This window comes from Sphingomonas sp. S-NIH.Pt15_0812 (assembly GCF_003951315.1).
GTDB lineage: Bacteria > Pseudomonadota > Alphaproteobacteria > Sphingomonadales > Sphingomonadaceae > Sphingomonas.
In genome coordinates this window covers 89,641-111,908 of the sequence record NZ_QLJH01000014.1, presented here as the reverse complement: position 1 = coordinate 111,908, position 22,268 = coordinate 89,641, and the positions used below count along the sequence as shown (strand labels likewise).

The window sequence follows — 22,268 nt, the reverse complement described above, 5'->3', positions numbered from 1 at the left end:
GGGGCGGGTGCAGGGGGCGGCGCCGCCGTTTCGGCCAGCCCGCCGGTCTTGGGCGCGCCGGCGACGCTGCGCTCCAGCCCGGCGATCAGCTCCGCGCCGAGCAGCACGACATAGGCCGACAGCCACAGCCAGGTCAGCATCACCACGATCGCGCCGAGCGACCCATAGGTCGCGTCATAGCTGCCGAAATTCGCGACATAGAGGCCGAAGCCGACCGTCATCGCCAGCCAGCACAAGGTCGCGACCACCGATCCCGGCGTCAGCCAGGCCCAGTGCGCCGCCTGACGGTCCGGCCCGAACCGATAGAGCGTCGTCGCGCCGCCGATCGCCATCCCCGCCAGCACCACATAGGAGGCGAGCGCGAGCAGGCGCGGCACGATGCTGGGGGACCAGGGGGCCAGCGTGCCGAGCCAGGTCGCCAGTGCGATCGTCGCCATCGCGCCCAGCATCAGCAGCACCGCGCCCGCCGTGATCGCCAGCGCCAGCGCATATTGGCGGACGATCCCGCGCGTCTCCGGCACCTCGAACGCGACGTTGAGCGCGGTGACCACCGCCCCCGCGCCCTTCATCGCGCCATAGAGCGCCAGGCCCAGCGCGAGGATCAGGCCGAACCCCTTCTTGCCGCCCGATGCCTCCACCACGGTCAGCAACTGCTCGCCGATCAGCCGGGCGACCTCGCGCGGCATCACGTCGGTCAGCGCCGCGATGCTCTTGCCGACCGTCTGCGGATCGGCGGCGAGGCCATAGGTCAGCACCACCGCACCCAGCAGCGGCACGATCGACAGGAAAGCGTAGAAAGCGACACCTGCCGCGATCAGCGAGATATTGTCGAGCCCCGATGCCGCCCAGACCTGTTTCAGCACATCCCACCAGCCACCGGGCGGCCGTGCCCATAGCGCGGCGATCCGCGACGTCGTGCGATCCATGTCGTTCCTTCCGAATCGTCCTGACGTTGCCCGATCAAACCGGCGGGGGGCCGGGAGCGTTCCGAAGCGGTTGCGTATACCTGCGGCAAGGCGCATAACGATCGCTACGTCAGTCGCGGCGTGCGCCGACCGCCCCTGCCTCTCCCCTCTCGATCCGGAGCCTGACCATGGCCGACGACGCCCAATTCTACCGTGCCCGCGCCGAGCAGGAGCGCGCCAACGCCCAGGCCGCGCGGCTGGACAATGTCCGCGAGCGCTGCGACCGCGCCGCCACCACCTGGGAGGCGATGGCGGTCCGGGCCGAGCAGACCCAGGTCCGCCGCGCCGCGCGCGAAGCCGCCACCGCCGAGGCGCGCGTCGCGACCTTGCAGGACTAGGGGACGCATTCCAGGCGTCTTCCCTGCCAGGGGAGGAATTTCTCCGCTTCGTTCGACACCTATCCGATGATCGCCTAGACGCCGGGACATGACAGAGCATGTCGCGATCGTCGGTGGCGGGTTCAGCGGTACGCTGCTCGCGATCAACCTGCTGCGCTTCGGCGGACCCACGGCGACGCTGATCGACCGTTCGGCCGAGCGGATCGCGCGCGGCGTCGCCTATAGCGCGACCGATCCCGCGCATCTGCTCAATGTCCGGGCCGCCGGCATGAGCGCCTTTCCCGACGATGCCGATCATTTCGTCCGCTGGCTGGCGGCGCGGCATGGCGGGGCGGCGGCCAGCTTCGTGCCGCGCCTGCTCTACGGCGAATATCTGGCGGAGACGCTCGCCGCCGTGCGCGACGACCGGCTGACGCTGTGCACCGGCGATGTGCGGGCGGTGACCGACGCGGGCGTTCGGCTGGCCGATGGACGCGCGATCGCGGCGGACATGGTGGTGCTGGCGACCGGCAACCTGCCACCGCATACGCCGCCCGGCATCGATCCGGCGGCGTTGCCGGAGGGCCGCTATCTCGATGATCCGTGGCGCGCCGATCCGGCGCGGGGACTGGACGCGGAGGATCGGGTGCTGCTGCTCGGCACCGGGCTGACCGCGATCGACGTGGCGCTGCAACTGGATGCAAGCGGGTTCGAGGGGCGGATCGTCGCCCTGTCGCGGCGCGGGTTGCGGCCGCATCGCCATGTGGAGGGCACGGCCCCGGCGCGGCTCAGAACCGACCTGCCCGGCGTGCCGTTGTCGGGACTGGTTGGCGACCTCCGTGACCAGGCGGCGGCGGAACCGGGTGGCTGGCGCGCCGCGGTCGACAGCCTGCGGCCGGTGACGCAACGGCTATGGGGTGCCAGCGACCGGGCGACGCGCGCGCGCTTCCTGCGGCATCTGCGCCCCTTCTGGGACGTGCATCGCCACCGCCTGGCGCCGGCGGTCGCCGACCGGATCGATGCGATGGTCGCGGCGGGGCGGCTGCGCTTCGTCGCGGGCAAGGTGGCCGGCGCGGCAGCGACCGCGCCCGGCGTCGACCTGTCGTGGCGGCCGCGCCACGCGGAGGCGATCCGGCACATGGCGGTCGCGCGGATCGTCAACTGCACCGGGCCGCAGGGCGACCTGACCCGCACCGACGATCCCCTGCTGGCCGGGCTGGCGGGCAAGGGGGCGATCCGGCCCGATGCGCTGCGGCTCGGCATCGATGTCGACGCGCAGTCGCGGGTGATCGATGCGTCGGGCGCGGTGTCCGACCGGCTCTGCTGCATCGGCCCGATGACGCGCGGTGGCTTGTGGGAGGTGGTCGCGGTGCCCGACCTGCGCCGCCAGACCTGGGATCTGGCGCGTCGCCTGTCCCACGCCCAATGGGTGGGCGGCGAGGGCCTGTAGCCGCCGCGGCGTTGCGCGCCGCCCTGTGCACGCCTATCTCCGCGCAATAGAGTCCATGCCTTGGGGGAATGAGCGGAATGACCAGCTTCGACGATCGCGAGCGCGCCTTTGAGGCGAAGTTCGCCCGGGACCAGGAGATGGCGTTCCGCATCACCGCGCGGCGCAACCGGCTGCTCGGCCAATGGGCCGCGGCGCTGATGAAGCTGACCCCGGAGGAGACGGACTCCTATGCCAAGGGCGTGGTCCAGGCCGATTTCGAGGAAGCGGGCGACGAGGACGTCATCCGCAAGCTGGTCGGCGATCTGACCGCCGCCGGGATCGAGGTCGACGAGCCGACCGTGCGCCGCGCGCTCGACGAGCGACTGGTCGAGGCGCGCCGCCAGTTGATGGAGGCGCAATAACCATGCCGATGGCCGCCGACGAGATCGCGGAGATGATCCGCGCCGCCATTCCCGATGCCCAGGTCGAGATCACCGACCTGGCCGGGGACGGCGATCATTATGCCGCCCGCGTGGTGTCGCCTAGCTTCGCCGGGGTCCCGCGCGTCAAGCAGCACCAGCAGGTCTATGCCGCTTTAGGTGGTCGGATGGGGGGCGTGCTCCACGCGCTCCAGCTCACCACCGCCGCTTCGTGAAGGAAGAGATGATGATCCAGGACGTGAACGCGCGCATCGACGCGCTGGTGAAGGCCAATGACGCCGTGCTGTTCATGAAGGGCAGCCCGCTCTTCCCGCAATGCGGCTTCTCCAGCCGTGCGGTCGCGATCCTCGACCATCTGGGCGCGACCTATGAGAGCGTCGACGTGCTCCAGGACCAGGAAATCCGCCAGGGGATCAAGGCCTATTCCGACTGGCCGACCATCCCGCAGCTCTATGTGAAGGGCGAGTTCGTCGGCGGTTCGGACATCATGATGGAGATGTACGAGAGCGGCGAGTTGGCGACGCTGTTCGCTGGCGAACAGCCGGCGGCGTGAAGCGCGTGTGTTCCGGCGAAAGCCGGAACCCAGGGTTCAGGCAAGGCAACGGCTGTTTGCCTGCATGGCCCTGGGCTCCTGCATTCGCAGGAGCATGGCAGGCCGCTCATTGAACCGGACATAAAAAAGGGCGCGGATCGTATCGCACGATCCGCGCCCTTTTTGTCGCAAGCGACCCGCCGTCAGGTGCGGCGCGGCTTGGTCGGCTTGGCGCGATAGGGCGCGCGACCACCCAAGCCACCGGCGTTCGACGGACGACGGCCATGCGAGGCGCCGCGCGGCGGCGGGCCGTCGGCGGGGACGATCATCAGGTCGCCCTCGTCGCCATCCTTGCCGGCGGTCTTCTGCACCGAGGCCTGGAAGCGACCCGCGATCGCCCGCGGGATCTGTACCAGCGTCTCCGCCGGGCCGATGCGGATCGCACCGATCTCGTCGCGAGTCACATGGCCGCGACGGCAGAGCAGCGGCAGGATCCAGCGCGGATCGGCATTCTGCCGCCGGCCGATGTCGAGCCGGAACCACACCGTGTCCTCGAACCCGGCGCGATGCTCGGTCTCGCGCTGCGGCCGGTCGTTGGGGCCCGATTCGGCGAGTTCCTCGGGCGCGGGCTGACTGGCGCGCAGCGCGCGGATCAGCATCGCCGCGACCTCGCCCGGCGCGCGGGTCTCGAGCAGGCGGGCGCCCAGCGCCACATCCTCTTCCTCGAACTCCACCGGCTCGGCCAGCTTGGCGAGCAGCCGCTCGCGATCGGCGTCGCGGATCGCCTCGGCGGTCGGCACCGGATGCCAGGCGAAGGCGATCCGTGCCCCCTTCAGCATCATCTCGACCCGGCGGCGGCGGGGATAGGGGACGATCAGGATCGCCGTGCCCTTGCGCCCCGCACGACCCGTACGGCCGGAGCGGTGCTGCAACGTCTCCGCATCGCGGGGCAGCTCGACATGGACGACCAGGCTCAGGCCCGGCAGGTCGATGCCGCGCGCCGCCACGTCGGTGGCGACGCAGACGCGGGCGCGGCCGTCGCGCAACGCCTGGAGCGCCTGGTTGCGCTCGTTCTGCGAATGCTCGCCCGACAGCGCCACGGCGGCGAAGCCGCGCTCGACCAGGCTGGCATGGAGATGGCGGACATTGTCGCGCGTGGCGCAGAACAGGATCGCCGTTTCCGCCTCGTGGAAGCGGAGCAGGTTGACGACCGAATGCTCGATATCCGACGGCGCGACCGCGACCGCCTGGTAATCGATGTCTCCATGCCCGCGATCCTCGCCCACCGTCGAGATGCGGACCGCATCCTTTTGGTAGGTGCGGGCCAGCGCCACGATCGGGCGCGGCAGCGTCGCGGAGAAGAGCAGGGTGCGCCGCTCGGCCGGGGTGCCATCGAGGATCTGTTCCAGATCGTCGCGGAAGCCCATGTCGAGCATTTCGTCCGCCTCGTCGAGTACGGCGGCCTTGAGGTTCTGGAGCTTCAGCGCGCCGCGCTCGAGATGGTCGCGGAGACGGCCGGGGGTGCCGACGACGATATGCGCGCCATGGTTGAGCGTGCGTCGCTCGCGCACCGCGTCCATGCCGCCGACGCAGGTGGCGATGCGGGCACCGGCATAGAGCCATTCCAGCTCGCGGCTGACCTGCAGCGCCAGTTCGCGCGTCGGCGCGATCACCAGCGCCAGCGGCGGACCGGCCGGCGGCATCGCGCCGTCGACCAGCAGGTCGTCGGCCATGGCGAGGCCGAAGGCGACCGTCTTGCCCGAGCCGGTCTGGGCCGACACGAGGAGGTCGCGCCCCTGGGCTTCGTCGGCGATGACCGAGGCCTGGACGGGGGTGAGGGTTTCATAACCACGCGCGGCGAGAGCCGCCGAGAGTGGGGCAGGAAGCGTATCAGGAAGCATGTGGCTCCAATATGGGGACGCCGACACCCATAGGCCAGCATCATAAGCATAGGGGTCCATCCCCCTATAGCGCGTGCCCTGTAGCCGATCCGCTCGCCCATGCCCATTGAAAATTATAGCCGCCCAGCCATCCGGTCACATCGACCGCCTCGCCGATCGCGTAAAGCCCAGGAACACGGCGCGATTCCATGGTCTTGGAGGAAAGCTCGGCGGTGCTGATGCCGCCCACCGTCACCTCGGCCTTGGCATAGCCCTCGGTCCCGTTGGGCCGGAACGGCCACGCGCCGAGTCGCTCGCCCGCCGCGCGAAGCGCCTTGTCGGTCGCGTCCGCCAGCCGGTCGATGCCCAGCCGCTCCGCCAAAGTCTCGGCCAGCCGGTCGGGCAGGGGAAGCAGCTTGCGCAGCGACGCGCGCGGCTGTTCCCGCTTCGCCGCGAGCAGCCAGTCGGACGGACGGTCGGGCAGGAAGTCGATCCGCACCTCCGCGCCCGACCGCCAATAGGAGGAGGCCTGAAGGATGGCCGGGCCCGACAGGCCGCGATGCGTGAACAGCGCCGCCTCGCGAAAGCCGGGACCGGCGGCGGTCGCCCGCACCTCGGTCGCGACGCCCGACAATTCGCGGAACAGCGCCTCGTCCGGGCCCAGCGTCAGCGGCACCAGCGCCGGGCGCGGCTCGACCAGCTTCAGCCCGAACTGCTTGGCGAGCCGGTAGGAAAAGTCGCTCGCCCCGATCTTGGGGATGGAGGGGCCGCCGGTCGCGATCACCAGGCGGGGCGCGCTATCGGTGCGGCTGGCCGAGGCGACGCGGAACCGCGTGCCGTCATGCTCGACCGTCGCCGCCTGGCCCATCGCCCAATCGACGCCGCCCAGCTCGCATTCGCCGACCAGCATCTCGACGATCTGCCGCGCGCTGCCGTCGCAGAAGAGCTGGCCCAGCGTCTTCTCATGCCAGGCGATGCCGTGCCGCTCGACCAGTTCCAGGAAGTCGGCGGGCGTGTAGCGGCCGAGCGCCGACTTGGCGAAATGCGGATTGGCGGACAGGAAGCGATCGGGCGCGGTGTCGCGATTGGTGAAGTTGCACCGCCCGCCGCCCGAGATCAGGATCTTGGCCCCGGGGCGCGGCACATGGTCGACCAGCAGCACCCGCCGGCCGCGCTGTCCGGCGACGGCGGCGCACATCATTCCGGCCGCGCCGGCCCCCAGCACGATCGCGTCATAGTCGCTCACGGATTGTCGGGCCCTATCGCAGCTTGGCGATCGACAGGCCGTCTGCCTTGGCGCGGTCCTTGACCGACTCCTCGCTGCGGGTCAGCGCCTTGGCGATCGCCTTCAGCGCCATACCCTTCTTGGCGAGCTGGTGCAGCTTCTGCACTTCTTCCGGCTTCCAGGGCTGGCGATGGCGTTCGAACTTCTCGGCCATTATCGGCGCTCCACATCAAGGACTTCGATCGCGTCGTCGCGACCCTGGAAGGGCAGGCAATCCCCCGCCGCCGCGCCCATCAGCGCGCGGGCGAGCGGCGCGGCATAGGCGATGCGCGCCTCGGCATCCGCCTCGTCGTGGCCGACGATGGTGATCGTGCGCGTCGCGTCGTTCAGGCGAAAGGTGACGGTGCTGCCGATCCCCGCCTCGTCCGGCGCGGGGGCGGGGGCGACCACGGCGGTGGCGACGCGGGTCCGCCAGTAGCGGAGGTCGCGGAGCAGCGGCTCGCGCGCCTCGCCCTCGGCACCGGCGAGCTGCGCCTCGATCGCGGCGGCCCGCGCGGCGAGCAGCGCCGGGCCGGCGGCGGTCACCAGATTGGGGCCGGGCGGGATCGGCAGCTCGAATTTCGGCTCCAGATGCTCCTCGTCGCTTTCGCGGCGGAAGGCGACGCTCATGATGGCATGTCCATCACCGGCACATAGGGACGGCGGGGCGCGCGCGAAAGCAGGCGGATACGGTGAACGGAGGGGGCATCGGTTCGCATCGGGGGGCCGGGCATGCTATATGGGAGTCATGACAACGATCCCCCATCAATATCCGATCGCGGTCGATCCCGCGGACATCGACTTCATGGGGCATGTCAACAATGCCAGCTACCTGAAATGGGTGCAGCATGCCGTCGTCAGCCATTGGGAAAAGCTCGCCCCCGCCGAGGCGGTGGCCGAGCATCTCTGGGTCGCGCTGAAGCATGAGATCACCTATCGCAAGCCGGCCTTCCTCGAAGACGAGGTGATCGCCACCGTCATCCTGGAGAAGGTGCAGGGCGCGCGGGCCTTTTACGAAACGGTGATCCGCCGGGGCGAGGAAGTGCTGGCCGAGGTCAAGTCGAGCTGGTGCTGCCTGGACGCCGAGACGCTGCGCCCGGCGCGTCTGGCGAAGAGCGTGGTCGACCGGTTCTTCTGATCCTCACGCGCGGGCCGGGCATGGTTCGTGCGGGGGTGCGACGGCGTTTCCTTTCCCGTTCCCTTATTCCCCGGCGAAGGTTGGGGGACGATGGTGACGACGCGCGGCGCTCCATGACTGCAACCTTCCCGACCCGGTCCCGGCTTTCGCCGGGGAGCGGGAGGGGGGAAGAGGGTGACGCCCTTATACGAACCGCTGACCCCCGCCTTCACTCCACCGGCGCGACATCGACGCTGACGTCCATCGCCTGCGCGCCCGAACCCAGCACCACGCCGTCGACGGGTGCGATCTCGGCATAGTCGCGGCCGACCGCCATCACGATATGGTCGCTCGCCATCCAGATGCCGTTGGTGGGGTCCAGCCCGACCCAGCCGCGCGCCGGCCCGCACCAGAGCAGCACCCAGGCATGGGTCGCGTCCGCGCCGACCAGCCGCGCCTGGCCCGGCGGCGGGATGGTCCGGATATAGCCGGAGGCATAGGCGGCGGGCAGGCCCGCGCCGCGAAGCCCGGCGATCATGATCTGCGCGAAATCCTGGCACACGCCGCGCCGCTGGCGGAACGCCTGGGCCGGCGGCGTGTCGACCAGGGTGGCGGTGGCGTCGAACTGGAACTCGCGCTGGATGCGCAGCGCCAGCGCGATCCCCGCCTCCAGGCTGCCGCGATCCGGGTCGAGATCGGGCGCGCACCAGGCGGCGATGTCGCGGTCGAGCGGGATCAGCGGCGAGGGGTAGAGATAGGCCGCCGGTCCCGCCGCCGACAGGTCGCGGCTGGTCCGTGCCAGCGCCGCAATCTCCGCCAGCGTCGGGTCGTCGGCGGCGGGCACCGGCACCAGCCGGTCGACCGTCACCCGCGCGACGCTCTCGATCGTCAGCGTCCGCACCGGCGTGTCGACCACCAGCCGGGTGACGTTGGCGAGCCCCGCCTCGGCACGGGCCGGGGAGAGGCGCCCGGTCGGCTCGGCGGAGAGGTTGTACGCCTCCAGCCGCTGGCCCGGCCAGTCGATCGGCTTCAGCCGCAGGTTGCAGCGCGCGAACTTCACCTGCGCGCCATAGTCGAAGCGGGTCCGGTGGCGGATGTCGTAGGTCGTCATGCCAGCGTCAGCCCGGTCGCGCGCAGCGGCTCCGCGCCTTGCAGGAAATAGCGGCGGGCGACCGCATCGGCCAGCATCCCCAGCCGCCGCTCGATATCGCCCAGCACGTCGGCGTCGAGCGTCGCGGCCTCGGCGGTGACGACGATGGCGTGGAGCGCGGTCGCCTGCGCCTGTTGCGGCTCGGCCATCTCGTCGTCGCTCAGGACCGGCAGTTCGGCCAGGCGCGCGCCGATCCGCTCGGTCTGGAAGGCGATGCTGCGCGGATTGCCGGGGTCGAGCGCGACCAGATCGACCACCGCCACCCGCGCGATGCCGGTCGGGTAACGCTGGCGATAGCTGATCTGGCTGTCGGCCAGGTCGAGCAGCGTCGACAGGTCGTCGATGCTCGCCCCCGCCATGCCGAACAGCCGCACCGCGCGGGCGATGCCCATCGCGCGCTCGATCCGCCGGCCCAGATCGTGGAAGCGCCAGGCCGAGGTGCGGACCATATGCTCCGCCGACAGGCCGGCGATCGCGGCATAGCGGCGCTGGAGCGAGCCGGCGCGCTCCAGCATCCCGCGCTGGCTGGGGAAGGGCGCTTCGAGCAGCCGCACCATGTCCGCCGACAGCCGGTCGCGCGATCCCTCGCCGATCGTGCGGGCGTGGCGGTTGATGCGGGCGACCGAGTGGAAGCCGTCATCCTCCATCGCCTGCTTGGCGAAGGCGGTCAGCGCGGCGCGCGACAGCGAGGGTGGATGCGCCGCCGCGCCCGCCCCCTCGATCGCGCCGACCAGCCGGCCGAGCGTCGCGGGGGGCAGCACCGCGCCCGCCTCCACGTCGATCGAATGGCCGAGCAGCACGCGGATCGCGCCGAGCAGCGCCTCGCCCCGCTCCAGATAGCGGCCGAGCCAGAAGAAATTGTCCGCGACCCGGCTGGGCAGCGTGCCCGGATTGCGGCGGACATGGAGCGAATCGGGCGCGGTCAGCAGCGACACGGGCGCCACCGGGTCCGGCCCGTGGACGCAGACATCGGCCGACCACAGCCCCTCGCCGATCACCGAGGCGGTGGCCTCGGGATGCTCGCCGATCCGGCCGAAGCCGCCGGGCATCACCACCCAGCCGCCATCGCCGCCCCGCGCCAGGAAGACGCGCAGGGTGAAGGGCCGCGCTTCCAGCCGGTCGTCGATCACCACCGGCATGGTCGACAGCCGGACCTGCTCCTGCCCGACATAATCCTGCGGCCGCCGCGCCAGGTCGGCGAGCAGCGCGGCGCGCGGCGCATCCTCCGCCAGGCCGAAGGGCAGGTGCTGGAAGGCCGGACCGATGGTCAGGGTGTCGAGATTCGCGGCGACATGCGCGCGCTCGGCTTCACCGCCGCACCACCAGGTCGCGATGGTCGGCAGGCGCAGGCCCTCGCCCAGCACCGCCTGGGCCAGTGCGGGCATGAAGGCGTGGAAGGCCGGAGCCTCCAGCACGCCGGTGCCCGGCGCATTGGCGAGCACGACATTGCCGGCGGCGAAGGCGTCGATCAGGCCGGGCACGCCGATCTGCGAATGGGTGTCGAAGGCGAGCGGGTCGAGCAGGCGCGGATCGAGCCGCCGCCACAGCGCGTCGATCCGCTTCAGCCCGCCGATCGTGCGGACATAGACCTGGTCCTCCAGCGCGGCGAGGTCCGCGCCCTCGACCAGCAACAGCCCCAGATAGCGCGCCAGATGCGCCTGCTCGGGATAGCTGGGATTGTAGCGGCCGGGCGTCAGCAGTCCGATTCGCGGGTCGGTCCGCCGGCAGAGCGCGGCCAGACCGGCGCGCCACGCCGCAAAGAAGGGGGCATGGCGCTGGACGTTGAGCTTGGCCTGGAGTCCGCCCAGCGTCCGCCCGACCGCCAGCCGATTCTCCAGCGCATAGCCTGCACCGGCGGGCGCGCGCAGGTGATCGGCGAGCACGCGCCACTCGCCGCTCGGCCCCCGCGCCAGGTCGAAGGCGATGAAATGCAGATGCCGGCCGCCCGGCGGGGTCAGTCCGACCATCGGCCGCAGGAACAGCGGGCTGCCGGTGACCAGGGCGGCGGGCAGCACCCCGTCCGTCACCAGCTTCGCCTCGCCATAGAGATCCGCGACGACGCGTTCGAGCAACTCGGCGCGCTGGATCACGCCGGCGGCGATGCCGGCCCATTCGCCCGTCTCGATCAGCAGCGGCACGGGCGAGACCGGCCAGGGGCGCTCCTCCATCTCGCCGATGACGCGGAAGCCGGTGCCCATGTCGGCGGCGTGGCGCTGCACCCGTTCGCGCGCATGGCCCAGATCGTCGGAGGCAACGGCGGCCAGTTCCTCGAACATCGCGCGCCACGGCGCAGGGCTGCCGGCGCGCAGCATGTCGGCGGCGGGCGCGCGGGCGCAATATTCGTCGATCCAGCGCCGGGCGTGGAGTCCGGCATCGAACAGCGGCGCGGCGGGCGGGGAGGCGGCATCGTTCGCCATGGGGAACAGGCGGTCTCCAGCGAAGGGGCAGGCTTGGGCAGGTGTCACGGATCGATGCGGCCGCGCAACACCAATCTATCGGCCGCCGCCATTCCCTTACACCGGCGTTCCGCCTAGAGCGCGGCGCATGTCGGTGGACTCTCTTGGCCAGGCGCCCGCCGATTGGCGGGGCGAAGCGCGCGCATTGGCGCGGCTGGCGGGGCCGCTGGTCGCGGCGAATCTCTTGCAGATGGCGGTGTTCGCCATCGACGTGGTCTTCGTCGCGCGGTTGGGCGCGGTGCCGTTCGCGGCGGCGACGCTGGGCGTGTTCCTGTTCCATATCCTCGGCTTCGGCATGGTCGGGCTGGTCGGCGCGGCCGAGCCGCTCATCGCGGCCGCGATCGGCCGGCGGGTCGGCGCGGTGCGGCAGGTGCGCCGTTCGTTCCGCATGGGGATGTGGCTGGCCGTCGCGGGCGGGCTGGTCGCGATGCTGGTGCTGAACCTCACCGCGCCGTTGCTGCGTCTCGCCGGGCAGGATGCGGCGGTCGCGGCGCAGGCGGGCGCGTTCTGCCGCATCCTGTCGCTGGCGGTGATCCCGGCGGTGCTGTCCGCGCTGATGCGGATGACGGCGGCGGCGCTGGGACAGCCGGGCTGGGCGCTGCTGGTGACGGCGATCAGCCTCGTGGTCGGGCTGTTGGCCAATTACGCACTGGTCTTCGGTCATTTCGGCCTGCCGGCCCTGGGCCTGCGCGGATCGGCGCTGGCCAGCGTCACCGTCTCCGTGACCGCGACCTTCGCCTATGCCCTGATCCTGTGGCGCGACCGGCGGCTGCGCCGCTTCCACCTGTTCGGTCGCTGGTGGCGGCCGGAGGGGGCGCGCATGGTCGAGATCGCGACGCTGGGCGCGCCGATCGCGCTCGGCTGGATCGCGGAGGGCGGGCTGTTCGGCAGCGCGGGCCTGTTGATGGGGCGTATCTCCGTCACCGCGATCGATGCTCATGCGGTCGCGCTCAACATCGCCGCCATCGCCTTCCAGATTCCGTTCGGCATCGCCCAGGCGGCGACGATCCGGGTCGGCTTCGCCTATGGCGCGAAGGATGCCCTGTGGGTCGCGCGCGCCGGCCGGGTGGCGATCGTCAGCGGCATCGGCGTGATGGCCGCGACCGCCATGCTGCTCTGGGCGGTGCCGGGCCTGCTGGTGCGCCTCTATGTCGATCCCGCGACCCAGGGCGCGGAGGCGGCGCTGGCGATCGAGCTGCTCGGCGTGGCCGCGCTGTTCCAGCTGTTCGACGGCGCGCAGGCGGTGGCGGCGGGCGTGCTGCGCGGCGTGCAGGATACACGCGTGCCGATGATGCTCCAGATCTTCGGCTATTGGGCGATCGGATTCGTCATCGCCGCGCTGCTCGCCTTTCCGCTCGGGATGGGCCCGATGGGGGTGTGGTGGGGACTGGCGGCGGGGCTGGGCGTGGTGTCGGCGCTGCTGCTGTGGCGCTGGCATGGCCGGCGCGCACTGATCCTTGCATCATAGATCAACAAGATAGCGGGAATTCCGATCCAAGCCGAGACGATCGGGCCGAACAGCATCTTTCCCCGCCCGGCGGGTCTGATATGATCGCCGGCATGTTGGGTGTGGGCGCCAAGATCGACGAGACCGGAACGCTGATCCGCGATGGCGGGGCTTTCTATCTGCGCCGCGACCAGGGCGGCCGGTACGAACTGGAACTCCACCGCACCCCCGTCGACCTGGTCGAGAAGCGCGTGCGGCTGGTCGGTACGCTGGTTGGCCCGGCGCTGGTCAATGCCGATGGGGTCGCACCCGCCGAGTGAGGAAGGTCGGCGGCGGCAATGCCGCGCCGCCCGTTCGGTTCCGAAAAATTTCACCAGCCCCCGTTGACGGTGGGTAGGGCCCGCCACATATCCCGGTCGTTGGCACTCGCATCAGCAGAGTGCCAGAAATTTGTAACACTGACCAAAAGGGACACCTAGCAATGAACTTTCGTCCGTTGCACGACCGCGTCCTCGTCCGCCGCGTCGAGGCGGAAGAGAAGACGGCTGGCGGGATCATCATCCCCGATACCGCCAAGGAAAAGCCCCAGGAGGGCGAGGTCGTCGCCGCCGGTTCGGGCGCCAAGGCCGAGGACGGCAAGGTCACTCCGCTGGACGTGAAGGCCGGCGACCGCGTGCTGTTCGGCAAGTGGTCCGGCACCGAGGTCAAGGTGAATGGTGAGGATCTCCTCATCATGAAGGAATCCGACATCCTCGGGATCGTCGGCTGATCCCAGTCACCGCCCCGGCCGCAGGACGGCCGGGTCTCTTCCCCCATTCTTCCGGCACCTGCCGGACACATTCCATCGAAAGGTCAGCCCCATGGCAGCCAAGGACGTGAAATTCAGCCGCGACGCGCGCGAGCGCATCCTGCGCGGCGTCGACATCCTCGCCGACGCGGTGAAGGTGACGCTCGGCCCGAAGGGCCGCAACGTCGTGATCGACAAGAGCTTCGGCGCGCCCCGCATCACCAAGGACGGTGTGTCGGTCGCCAAGGAGATCGAGCTCAAGGACAAGTTCGAGAACATGGGCGCGCAGATGGTGCGCGAAGTGGCCTCGAAGACCAACGACATCGCGGGTGACGGCACCACCACCGCCACCGTGCTGGCGCAGGCGATCGTCCGCGAGGGCATGAAGTCGGTCGCGGCCGGCATGAACCCGATGGACCTGAAGCGCGGCATCGACCTGGCGGTCATCAAGGTCGTCGAGGATCTGAAGGCCCGCTCCAAGCCGGTCGCCGGTTCGCAGGAAGTCGCCCAGGTCGGCATCATCTCCGCCAATGGCGACCGTGAGGTCGGCGAGAAGATCGCGGAAGCGATGGAGAAGGTCGGCAAGGAAGGCGTCATCACCGTCGAGGAGGCCAAGGGTCTCGAGTTCGAGCTGGACGTCGTCGAGGGCATGCAGTTCGACCGCGGCTATCTGTCGCCCTACTTCATCACCAACCCGGAGAAGATGACGGTCGAGCTGAGCGACCCGTACATCCTGATCCACGAGAAGAAGCTGTCGAACCTGCAGGCGATGCTTCCGATCCTGGAAGCGGTCGTCCAGTCGGGCCGTCCGCTCCTGATCATCGCCGAGGACATCGAGGGCGAGGCGCTCGCCACGCTGGTGGTGAACAAGCTGCGCGGCGGCCTGAAGGTCGCGGCCGTCAAGGCACCCGGCTTCGGCGATCGTCGCAAGGCGATGCTCGAGGACATCGCGATCCTGACCAAGGGCGAGGTGATCTCCGAGGATCTCGGCATCAAGCTCGAGACCGTCACGCTCGGGATGCTCGGCACCGCCAAGCGCGTCACCATCGACAAGGACAACACCATCGTCGTCGACGGCGCGGGTGAAGCCGATGCGATCAAGGGTCGCACCGATGCGATCCGTCAGCAGATCGAGGTCACGACCTCGGACTATGACCGCGAGAAGCTCCAGGAGCGTCTCGCGAAGCTGGCCGGCGGCGTCGCCGTCATCAAGGTCGGCGGCTCGACCGAGGTCGAGGTGAAGGAGCGCAAGGACCGCGTCGACGACGCGCTGCACGCGACCCGCGCAGCGGTCGAAGAGGGCATCGTCCCCGGTGGCGGCACCGCGCTGCTCTACTCGACCAAGGCGATCGACGGCCTGACCGGCGCGAACGAGGACCAGACCCGCGGCGTCGACATCGTGCGTCGCTCGCTGACCGCGCTGGTGCGCCAGATCGCGCAGAATGCCGGCCATGACGGTGCGGTCGTGTCGGGCAAGCTGCTCGACCAGACCGACACGTCGTTCGGCTTCAACGCCGCGACCGACACCTATGAGAACCTGGTCTCGGCCGGCGTGATCGACCCGACCAAGGTCGTGCGCACCGCGCTCCAGAACGCGGCCTCGGTCGCTGGCCTGCTGATCACGACCGAAGCGGCCGTGAGCGAGCTGCCGGACGACAAGGCGGCGGCCCCCGTGATGGGTGGCGGCATGGGCGGCATGGGCGGCATGGACTTCTAAGCCGCTGCCGGGAAAGCGGATCGGCCTCGGGTCGGTCCGGTTTTCCGGACGCTCTGTCCACAGACGAAGAAGCCGGGGAGGGCGACCTCTCCGGCTTTTTTGCGTCCGGGTTCCGGGAAGCCGGGTCGACCCCGGCCTGTTCCCCGCCTGACCGCGCAACATCCGGTGGGGAACGGCGTTTCCCGCGCCATGAGCCGCGCCGACAACCCCCGCATCCCCCTGAACAGCATCATCTTCGGCTTCGGGCCGATGCTGCCGCTCGCCCTTGCCGCACTCGGGGCCTGGCTGCTGCTGCCGCCCTGGCCGATGCTGGCGGTGCGGCTGGCGATCATCTGGGGCGCAATGATCCTGATCTTCGTCGCCGGGGTGCGGCGCGGGTTCGGCTTCGGCAATCCGCGCGCATCGACCGGGGTCGAGATCGCGACGATGCTCGCCTATTTCGTACCGGCGGGACTGGCGCTGGTCGTGCCGGTCGGGTCGATCGCGCTCGTGCTGCTGTTGGTCGGCTATGTGCTGGTGCCGGTGCTCGACACGCATGCGGCGCGGGCCGGGAATGCGCCCGCCCATTTCGCCCATTTGCGCTGGCCGCAAATGGCGATCGCCATCGTCTCGGTCGCGGCGCTGCTACTTTATGTCGTTCGCGTCTAGGACCCGGTGACGTGCCCCTGACCGGCGATCGTCATTGCGAGCGAAGCGAAGCAATCCACCGCCGCGCGCGACGCCCCGGATTGCTTCGCTGAGTTCGCAATGACGGCTTGGGGCGACCCGATGTCATCCGCGTCTAGGGCGCGGAAGGCACCGGTCAGCCCCGCCGCACGCCGACGGTCTTGAAGGGCAGGGGCTCCTGCGGCGGGGTCGCAGGCTGCGCCAGTTCGCACTGCCACAGGCCGACATCGATCCAGCGGCCGTGCTTGTAGCCGACCTCGCGCTGCACCCCCGCCCGGCGAAAGCCGACCGCCTCGTGCAGCGCGATCGAGCCGTCATTGGGCAGCGCGATCCGCCCGACGGCCTGGGTGAAGCCCTGCGCCCGCAGCGTCTCGACCAGCGCACCATAAAGCAGCCGTCCCGCCCCGCGCCGCTGCGCGGCATCGGCGACATAGATGCTCGTCTCGACGGTCCAGCGATAGGCCGCGCGGGGGTGGAAGGCGCTGGCATAGGCATAGGCGAGGACGCCGCCCTGTTCCTCGCCCTGCGTCGCGACCATCCAGGGATAGAGGCTCTGGCTGGCATCCATCCGCGACCGCATCGTCTCGGCGTCGGGGGCCTCTTCCTCGAACGAGGCCGCGCCGATCAGCACATGCGGCGCATAGATCGCCGCGATCGCCGCCGCGTCGCCGGGCTGGGCGGCACGGATCGCGATCACAGGCCGACCCGCGCCAGGATCAGGTCGAGCAGCCGGGCATCCTGCTCTTGGGACAGGCTGGGGCCGATGCCGCCGCATTCCAGGCAGCGCGCCTGGACCGATCCGCCCATCGCCAGCCGCCGGGCGTCGCCCAACGCCTGCGCGACCAGCCCACGGCGTTCGGCGGCGATCCGGGCGAAGCTGTCGCCGGCCGGGCTGCTGCTGTCGTCGTCGCGGTCGGCGACCGAGCCGGCGAAGCGGGCCAGCCAGCCCGGCTCCTTCTCCAGATAGACGGCATGAACCTTCGCGGGGTCGAGTTTCGCCTGGCGCGCGGCATAGGCAATCGCGTCCGACAGGCCGCCGAACTGGTCGACCAGGCCGATCTGACGGGCGGTGCCGCCGTCCCACACCCGACCCTGGCCGATCTCGTCGACCCGCGCCGGGGTCATCCGCCGCGCCTGGGCGACGCGGCCGATGAACTCGCGATAGCCATTCTCGATATTGGCCTGGAGGATCGCGTCGAGCTCGGGCGTGGTGCCGGCGAACAGGTCGGGCTGGCCCGACAGCGGCGTGGTGCGGACGCCGTCGGCGGTGACGCCGATCTTGGCCAGCGCCGATTCGAAGGTCGGCAGGATCGCGAAGATGCCGATCGAGCCGGTGATGGTGTTCGGCTCGGCGAAAATATGGTCGCCCGCCGTCGACACCCAATAGCCGCCCGACGCCGCGACGCCGCCCATCGAGATGGTGATCGGCAGGCCGCGCCGCTTCGCCGCCAGCACCGCCTGGCGGATCTGCTCCGACGCCATGGCCGAGCCGCCGGGCGAATCGACGCGGACGACGACGGCCTTGAGGTTCTTGGTCGCCAGCCCGTCCAGCATCGCCTTGGACACGGTATCGCCCGCGGCGGTGCCGGGGCCGGCCTTGCCGTCGACGATGTCGCCGGCGACGGTCAGCACGCCGATCGCGTCGCCGGCGGTGGACAGCGGGTTGGCGCCGACCCAGGCGTCATAGCCGATGGTGCGGAAGCTGCCGATCGGCTTGCCGCTCTCGCTCCCGACGATCTTGGCGACGCGCTGGCCGAAGGCGAAGCGGTCGCCCAGCTTGTCGACGATGCCGGCGCGCAGGTTCGCCTGGGCGATGTTGCCGTTGGCGGCGACCACCAGCGCCTGCGGATTGCCGAGGAAGGCGGCGATCTGCGCCTTGGGACGGGTCTGCTTGATGCCGCCGATCCACTGGTCGAGCAGCGAGCCGTAGAGCGCCTGCGACGCGGCGCGCGCATCCGGGCTCTGGTCGGTGCGGGTATAGGGTTCGACGAACGACTTGTAGCGACCAACGCGATAGACATGGGTGTTGATGCCCAGCTTGTCGATCAGGCCCTTGTAGTAGAGCTGCGTACCGCCGGGGCCGGCGAACAGCGCGCCGCCTTGGGGATTGATCCATACCTCGCTGGCGGCGGCGGCCAGGCGATAGCTGGCATCGGTATAGCCGGTCGCATAGGCCAGCACCGGCTTGCCCGCCTGGCGCACGCGGACCAGCGCGTCGGCGATCTCGCCCAGCGGGGCCGGATAGGCGCCGCCGAACCGGTCGAGGTCGAGCACCACCGCCTTGACCCGTGCGTCCGTGCGCGCGGCGTCGATCGCGCGGATCACGTCGCGCAGCCGGTACTGGCGCGGTGCTTCCCGGCCCGACAGCGCGGCGAAGGCGGCGGGTTCGGCCGGCTGCTCGACGACCGCGCCGTCGAAGTCGAGCAGCAGGGCGCCCGGCGCGATTGCCTTGGTGCCCGGCCGGGCGTTGAGCGCCGCGAACAACAGGCCGAAGAACAGCAGCATGGCGACCAGCACCAGCCCGTCCTTCACTGCCACCAAGAGTTTCCAGACGCCGCGAACCAGGCGCCAGCCGGTGCGCCGCCGCCGGGGCTGGCCATCGGTGAAGGAGGGAGCGCCGCTGGCGGCCGGGACGGTGGTGTCGGTCATGCCCAAGGGCTAATCGAAGCGCCGCGCCGTGGCAACGGCGCGGTGAGGGACGGCGGCCGGGGGACGGCACGGATTGCGGGCCGGGCATGGATGGCGGCGACTTCACGGCATATTAACACGTCCGTCACGGCCGGTTGACTTGGGCTTCACCCCCCCGTAAACGGACCGCGCCTTGGCGGGAAAGCTCGCCGTTTGCGCGCTTTCCCCTGGCCAATATCGCAAGATGTTCGGAGGATGGCACGTGGCGGAAAGCGAACCCGGACAGGACTTCGACGATGCGGAGGACCCGCGGCTGGCGGCGCTCGATGAGCGGCTGCGACAGGCCAGGGTCCAGGAGGCGTCGCGATCGGGGGTGAAGCAGGACACGGACCGGGGCTATTCCCAGGGTAACCGCGTCATCTCGGCCCTGATTGGAAGTCTCGTCGGCAGCGCGCTGATCGGCTGGCTCATCGACCGCTGGTTCGGCACGACGCCCTGGGGACTGATCGTGATGCTGTTCCTGGGGATAGCGGTCGCGTTCAGGCAGATTATTCGTATCGGCAACGAGCGCCCGGAGTAATCCGAGCGCTTTTTCGTAGGTTGGAGCTAGAGAGCAGTGGCGGCAGCGGAAGGCGGCAAGATCGACCCCATGCACCAGTTCCTGATCGAGCCCGTGCTCGGTCGGCACTGGATCGTCGGCGGGTACGACCTGTCCTTCACCAATTCGGCGCTGTGGATGGTGGTGACCCTCGCCAGCCTGTGGCTGTTCATGCTGGGCGGCATGAAGCGCGAGCTGGTGCCCGGTCGCTGGCAGGCGGCGGTGGAGGGCTTCACCGGCTTCGTCTCGTCGATGCTCACCTCGAACATCGGACCGGAGGGCAAGCGGTTCATCCCCTATGTCTTCTCGCTGTTCATGTTCATCCTGTTCGCCAACATCCTGGGCCTGCTGCCCTTCGGCATCGTGCCGGGTGTCCACCCCTTCACCGTGACCAGCCATCTGACGGTCACCGGCGTGCTGGCGATCATCTCCTTCGCGATCGTGCTGATCGTCGGCTTCGGTCGCCACGGCTTCCACTTCTTCTCGCTCTTCGTGCCGCACGGCACGCCGCCGCTGATGATCCCGCTGATCTTCGTGGTCGAGCTGATGAGCTTCCTGGTCCGTCCGTTCAGCCTGGGACTGCGACTGTTCGTCGCGATGACCGCCGGACACATCCTGCTGAAGGTGCTGGCCGCGTTCGTCGTCAACGGCATCAATCTGGGCGGCGGCTATATCGCGATCGTGACGCTGCCCAGCTTCCTGCTGATGATCGGCATCACCCTGCTCGAACTGCTGGTGGCGGCGATCCAGGCCTATGTGTTCGCGCTGCTGACCTCGGTCTATCTCAACGATGCGGTGAACCTGCACTGAGAGCCGGGGGCGCCGGCCCCGATTTCGACTTTCCCTTGAACGTGTGTTTTTGAACTGGAGAATATGATGGATCCGCAAGCTGCAAAGATGATCGGTGCCGGCCTGGCCGCGATTGGCATGGGCATCGCCGCGCTGGGCGTGGGCAATGTGTTCGCGAAGTTCCTCGAAGGCGCGCTGCGCAATCCGGGCGCGGCCGACAGCCAGCAGGGCCGCCTGTTCATCGGTTTCGCGGGCGCCGAGCTGCTCGGCCTGCTCGCCTTCGTGACGATGATCATCCTGGTGTTCGTCGCCCAATAAGCGATTCCCCGACCGGTCGCCTTTCGCGCGGCCGGTCGGCATCAGAGGACGCCCATGCCCCAGATTTCCCAGATCGCCGCGACCTATGCTTCGCAGATCTTCTGGCTGCTCATCACCTTCGGCCTGCTGTATTTCGTGGTGGGCAAGGGGATGGTGACCAAGATCGTGTCCACGGTCGACGCGCGCGAACAGCGCATCGCCGGCGATCTCGCCGCGGCGGAAGCGGCGCGCGCCCAGGCGGACCGCGTCGAAGAGGCGTGGCGCATCGAAATGGACGCCGCGCGCAATGCCGCGATGGCGGAGACCGCCAGCGCCAAGGCGCAGGCGGTGCAGTCGGCCGAACAGCAGGTCAAGGCGGCGGATGCCGACCTGGCCGAGCGGATCGGCCATCATGAACTTGCGATCGCCAACGCCAAGGCGGAGGCGCTCGCCACGCTGGAGACGGTGGCGGCCGAGGCTGCGCGCGACCTGGTCGCGAAGCTGTCCGGCGTCGGCGTGACGGTCGATCAGGCCGCCCATGCGGTGCGGGAGGTGCGGGCGCATGGCTAATCACGGTACATCCCCGGCCGCGGCGGCGGTCGAGCAGACCGATCTCAGCCAGCGGCCGATCAAGGGTGCGGACGGCATGACCGGCGAAACGACCGCCGGCACCGAGCATCACGTCGCCTCGCCCACCGCGCTGGGGCTCGACTCCACCGGCTGGGTGGCGGTGGCAGCGATCGTCGTGATCGCGCTGATGCTGTGGAAGCGGGTGCCGGCGCTGATCGGCGGGATGCTCGATGCGCGCATCGCGACGATCCGCTCGCAGCTCGACGAGGCGGGCAAGCTGCGCGCCGAGGCGGAAGCGCTGCGGACCGAATATGAGGCCAAGGCCCGGTCGGCGCACGAGGATGCCGAGGAGATGCGCCGCCACGCGCATCAGGAGGCGCATGCGATCGTCGTCAAGGCCAAGGCGGATGCCGAGGCGCTGATGGCCCGCCGCGCCAAGATGGCCGAGGACAAGATCGCCGCCGCCGAGCGCGCTGCGATCGCCGAGGTCCGGGCGCGGGCGGCCGATGCGGCGGCCAAGGCGGCCGGCGTGCTGATCGCGGAACATCACGGCGTCGAGTCCGACCGGCTGATGGTCAATCGCGCGATTGCGGGACTGGGACGGCCGAACTGATCCCTTCGGGGCGTCACGGCGCTGCGGCCTCCGGGATCGGCGACAAGGGGGCGGCCTTCGGGTCGCCCTTTTGCGTTTCTCGCGCCCTGTCGACGCGGCGGGTAGCGCGTTCGCCATGGCACTGGTCGCCCGTGCCCTCTCGAACGCGGCAGCGTGTAGGGCTCGGGATCGTCGTGTCGGCGGAGCGGGACGGATCGTCGCACCGGGCGTTGAAGGTGACGGTAGGCACTCGCTCGCCACCCATGGAAGGAACCCCCATGTCCTGGCTGATCCTGGCGGTCGCCGTCTGTACCGAGGTCGCCTGGGCGCTCAGCCTGAAATGGGCGACGGATATCGGCACCTGGGCCGCGGGCAGCGTGCCAATCGTGCTGAGCTTCGCCACCATGGGCATGTTGGCGCTGGCGATGCGCGGGCTGCCGGCGGGGACCGCCTATTCGGTGTGGAGCGGCCTGGGCGCGGTCGGCGTGATCCTGGGCGGGATGGTGCTGTTCGGCGACCGGGTCAGCCTGGCGCAGGCCGGCTTCATGGCCCTGACCGTGATCGGCGTGGTCGGCACCAAGCTGCTGTCGCCGCACTGATTCCCGAGCGGCGATGCGCCCTAGCGAT

At 70.0% G+C, this 22,268-nt stretch carries 26 protein-coding genes; 17 read left to right on the top strand and 9 right to left on the bottom strand.

The features are described 5' to 3' along the window. Nucleotides 1-926, bottom strand: a 926-nt coding sequence (locus BRX43_RS11360) for a YihY/virulence factor BrkB family protein (RefSeq protein WP_164523584.1), incomplete at its 3' end; no start/stop codon positions are given. Nucleotides 927-1,093: 167 nt separating this feature from the next. On the opposite strand from BRX43_RS11360, the gene BRX43_RS11355 reads away from it, so the two are divergent. The 5 genes from BRX43_RS11355 (at nucleotide 1,094) to grxD (ending at nucleotide 3,704) form a co-directional block, all read left to right on the top strand. Beyond that, the gene (locus BRX43_RS11355) at nucleotides 1,094-1,303 is read left to right on the top strand and encodes a hypothetical protein (protein ID WP_125994981.1); all 210 of its coding nucleotides are present in this window, start codon (nucleotides 1,094-1,096) and stop codon (nucleotides 1,301-1,303) included. Nucleotides 1,304-1,391: 88 nt separating this feature from the next. After that, the gene (locus BRX43_RS11350) at nucleotides 1,392-2,732 is read left to right on the top strand and encodes an FAD/NAD(P)-binding protein (RefSeq protein ID WP_125994980.1); all 1,341 of its coding nucleotides are present in this window, start codon (nucleotides 1,392-1,394) and stop codon (nucleotides 2,730-2,732) included. Nucleotides 2,733-2,809: 77 nt separating this feature from the next. Further along, entirely contained in the window at nucleotides 2,810-3,133 is a 324-nt protein-coding gene (locus tag BRX43_RS11345) for a DUF1476 domain-containing protein (RefSeq protein WP_125994979.1), read from the top strand. A gap of 2 nt (nucleotides 3,134-3,135) precedes the next feature. Further along, complete coding sequence (locus BRX43_RS11340) at nucleotides 3,136-3,366, top strand: BolA family transcriptional regulator (protein WP_125994978.1); 231 nt, start codon at nucleotides 3,136-3,138, stop codon at nucleotides 3,364-3,366. Between the two features lie 11 nt (nucleotides 3,367-3,377). Then, nucleotides 3,378-3,704 carry a Grx4 family monothiol glutaredoxin gene (gene grxD / locus BRX43_RS11335; RefSeq protein WP_125994989.1) on the top strand — a complete coding sequence of 109 codons (327 nt, stop codon included), beginning with the start codon at nucleotides 3,378-3,380 and terminating at the stop codon, nucleotides 3,702-3,704. A gap of 182 nt (nucleotides 3,705-3,886) precedes the next feature. On the opposite strand, the gene BRX43_RS11330 is transcribed toward grxD, so the two are convergent. The 4 genes from BRX43_RS11330 to BRX43_RS11315 all read right to left on the bottom strand — a co-directional run bounded on the left by BRX43_RS11330 (nucleotide 3,887) and on the right by BRX43_RS11315 (nucleotide 7,457). Further along, the gene (locus BRX43_RS11330) at nucleotides 3,887-5,584 is read right to left on the bottom strand and encodes a DEAD/DEAH box helicase (RefSeq protein ID WP_125994977.1); all 1,698 of its coding nucleotides are present in this window, start codon (nucleotides 5,582-5,584) and stop codon (nucleotides 3,887-3,889) included. Between the two features lie 64 nt (nucleotides 5,585-5,648). Further along, the gene (locus BRX43_RS11325) at nucleotides 5,649-6,809 is read right to left on the bottom strand and encodes an NAD(P)/FAD-dependent oxidoreductase (RefSeq protein ID WP_125994976.1); all 1,161 of its coding nucleotides are present in this window, start codon (nucleotides 6,807-6,809) and stop codon (nucleotides 5,649-5,651) included. Nucleotides 6,810-6,822: 13 nt separating this feature from the next. After that, a complete protein-coding gene (locus tag BRX43_RS11320) occupies nucleotides 6,823-7,002 on the bottom strand; it encodes a hypothetical protein (protein ID WP_125994975.1) in 180 nt (59 codons plus the stop codon). Beyond that, nucleotides 7,002-7,457 carry a GreA/GreB family elongation factor gene (locus BRX43_RS11315; protein WP_125994974.1) on the bottom strand — a complete coding sequence of 152 codons (456 nt, stop codon included), beginning with the start codon at nucleotides 7,455-7,457 and terminating at the stop codon, nucleotides 7,002-7,004. The genes BRX43_RS11320 and BRX43_RS11315 overlap by 1 nt, the downstream gene beginning before the upstream one ends. A gap of 109 nt (nucleotides 7,458-7,566) precedes the next feature. Between BRX43_RS11315 and BRX43_RS11310 the strand changes: the two genes are divergently transcribed. Continuing rightward, nucleotides 7,567-7,965: a thioesterase family protein gene (locus tag BRX43_RS11310; RefSeq protein WP_125994973.1), complete on the top strand. Its 399-nt coding sequence runs from the start codon at nucleotides 7,567-7,569 to the stop codon at nucleotides 7,963-7,965. Between the two features lie 208 nt (nucleotides 7,966-8,173). Here BRX43_RS11310 and BRX43_RS11305 read toward each other — a convergent pair whose 3' ends face one another. Further along, entirely contained in the window at nucleotides 8,174-9,055 is an 882-nt protein-coding gene (locus tag BRX43_RS11305; RefSeq protein WP_125994972.1) for a transglutaminase family protein, read from the bottom strand. Beyond that, nucleotides 9,052-11,511, bottom strand: coding sequence for a circularly permuted type 2 ATP-grasp protein (locus tag BRX43_RS11300; RefSeq protein WP_125994971.1), 2,460 nt, complete (start codon nucleotides 11,509-11,511; stop codon nucleotides 9,052-9,054). The genes BRX43_RS11305 and BRX43_RS11300 overlap by 4 nt, the downstream gene beginning before the upstream one ends. 127 nt (nucleotides 11,512-11,638) lie before the next feature. Between BRX43_RS11300 and BRX43_RS11295 the strand changes: the two genes are divergently transcribed. The 5 genes from BRX43_RS11295 (at nucleotide 11,639) to BRX43_RS11275 (ending at nucleotide 16,149) form a co-directional block, all read left to right on the top strand. After that, nucleotides 11,639-13,018 (top strand): MATE family efflux transporter, encoded by a 1,380-nt coding sequence (locus tag BRX43_RS11295; RefSeq protein WP_125994970.1) that lies wholly within the window; start codon nucleotides 11,639-11,641, stop codon nucleotides 13,016-13,018. Nucleotides 13,019-13,110: 92 nt separating this feature from the next. Continuing rightward, the gene (locus BRX43_RS11290; RefSeq protein WP_125994969.1) at nucleotides 13,111-13,317 is read left to right on the top strand and encodes a DUF5818 domain-containing protein; all 207 of its coding nucleotides are present in this window, start codon (nucleotides 13,111-13,113) and stop codon (nucleotides 13,315-13,317) included. A 161-nt stretch (nucleotides 13,318-13,478) separates the two neighbouring features. Continuing rightward, entirely contained in the window at nucleotides 13,479-13,766 is a 288-nt protein-coding gene (gene groES / locus BRX43_RS11285; RefSeq protein WP_125994968.1) for a co-chaperone GroES, read from the top strand. A 91-nt stretch (nucleotides 13,767-13,857) separates the two neighbouring features. After that, a complete protein-coding gene (gene groL, locus BRX43_RS11280; RefSeq protein WP_125994967.1) occupies nucleotides 13,858-15,501 on the top strand; it encodes a chaperonin GroEL in 1,644 nt (547 codons plus the stop codon). A 189-nt stretch (nucleotides 15,502-15,690) separates the two neighbouring features. After that, complete coding sequence (locus BRX43_RS11275; protein ID WP_125994966.1) at nucleotides 15,691-16,149, top strand: DUF3429 family protein; 459 nt, start codon at nucleotides 15,691-15,693, stop codon at nucleotides 16,147-16,149. A 154-nt stretch (nucleotides 16,150-16,303) separates the two neighbouring features. Here BRX43_RS11275 and BRX43_RS11270 read toward each other — a convergent pair whose 3' ends face one another. Both BRX43_RS11270 and sppA read right to left on the bottom strand, forming a co-directional pair. Next, nucleotides 16,304-16,864, bottom strand: a complete 561-nt coding sequence (locus BRX43_RS11270) for a GNAT family N-acetyltransferase (protein ID WP_125994965.1) — start codon at nucleotides 16,862-16,864, stop codon at nucleotides 16,304-16,306. Then, a complete protein-coding gene (sppA, locus tag BRX43_RS11265; protein WP_125994964.1) occupies nucleotides 16,861-18,816 on the bottom strand; it encodes a signal peptide peptidase SppA in 1,956 nt (651 codons plus the stop codon). The genes BRX43_RS11270 and sppA overlap by 4 nt, the downstream gene beginning before the upstream one ends. A gap of 223 nt (nucleotides 18,817-19,039) precedes the next feature. Between sppA and BRX43_RS11260 the strand changes: the two genes are divergently transcribed. From BRX43_RS11260 to BRX43_RS11235, 6 genes are all read left to right on the top strand, one after another. Beyond that, nucleotides 19,040-19,375 carry an AtpZ/AtpI family protein gene (locus tag BRX43_RS11260; RefSeq protein WP_125994988.1) on the top strand — a complete coding sequence of 112 codons (336 nt, stop codon included), beginning with the start codon at nucleotides 19,040-19,042 and terminating at the stop codon, nucleotides 19,373-19,375. Nucleotides 19,376-19,444: 69 nt separating this feature from the next. Next, entirely contained in the window at nucleotides 19,445-20,203 is a 759-nt protein-coding gene (locus BRX43_RS11255) for a F0F1 ATP synthase subunit A (RefSeq protein ID WP_125994987.1), read from the top strand. A gap of 66 nt (nucleotides 20,204-20,269) precedes the next feature. Continuing rightward, a complete protein-coding gene (locus BRX43_RS11250; protein WP_125994963.1) occupies nucleotides 20,270-20,500 on the top strand; it encodes a F0F1 ATP synthase subunit C in 231 nt (76 codons plus the stop codon). A 54-nt stretch (nucleotides 20,501-20,554) separates the two neighbouring features. Next, nucleotides 20,555-21,049 carry an ATPase gene (locus tag BRX43_RS11245; protein ID WP_125994962.1) on the top strand — a complete coding sequence of 165 codons (495 nt, stop codon included), beginning with the start codon at nucleotides 20,555-20,557 and terminating at the stop codon, nucleotides 21,047-21,049. Then, entirely contained in the window at nucleotides 21,042-21,662 is a 621-nt protein-coding gene (locus BRX43_RS11240; RefSeq protein ID WP_125994961.1) for a hypothetical protein, read from the top strand. The genes BRX43_RS11245 and BRX43_RS11240 overlap by 8 nt, the downstream gene beginning before the upstream one ends. A gap of 257 nt (nucleotides 21,663-21,919) precedes the next feature. Next, nucleotides 21,920-22,240 carry a multidrug efflux SMR transporter gene (locus tag BRX43_RS11235; RefSeq protein ID WP_125994960.1) on the top strand — a complete coding sequence of 107 codons (321 nt, stop codon included), beginning with the start codon at nucleotides 21,920-21,922 and terminating at the stop codon, nucleotides 22,238-22,240. The last annotated feature ends 28 nt before the right edge of the window (nucleotides 22,241-22,268 follow it).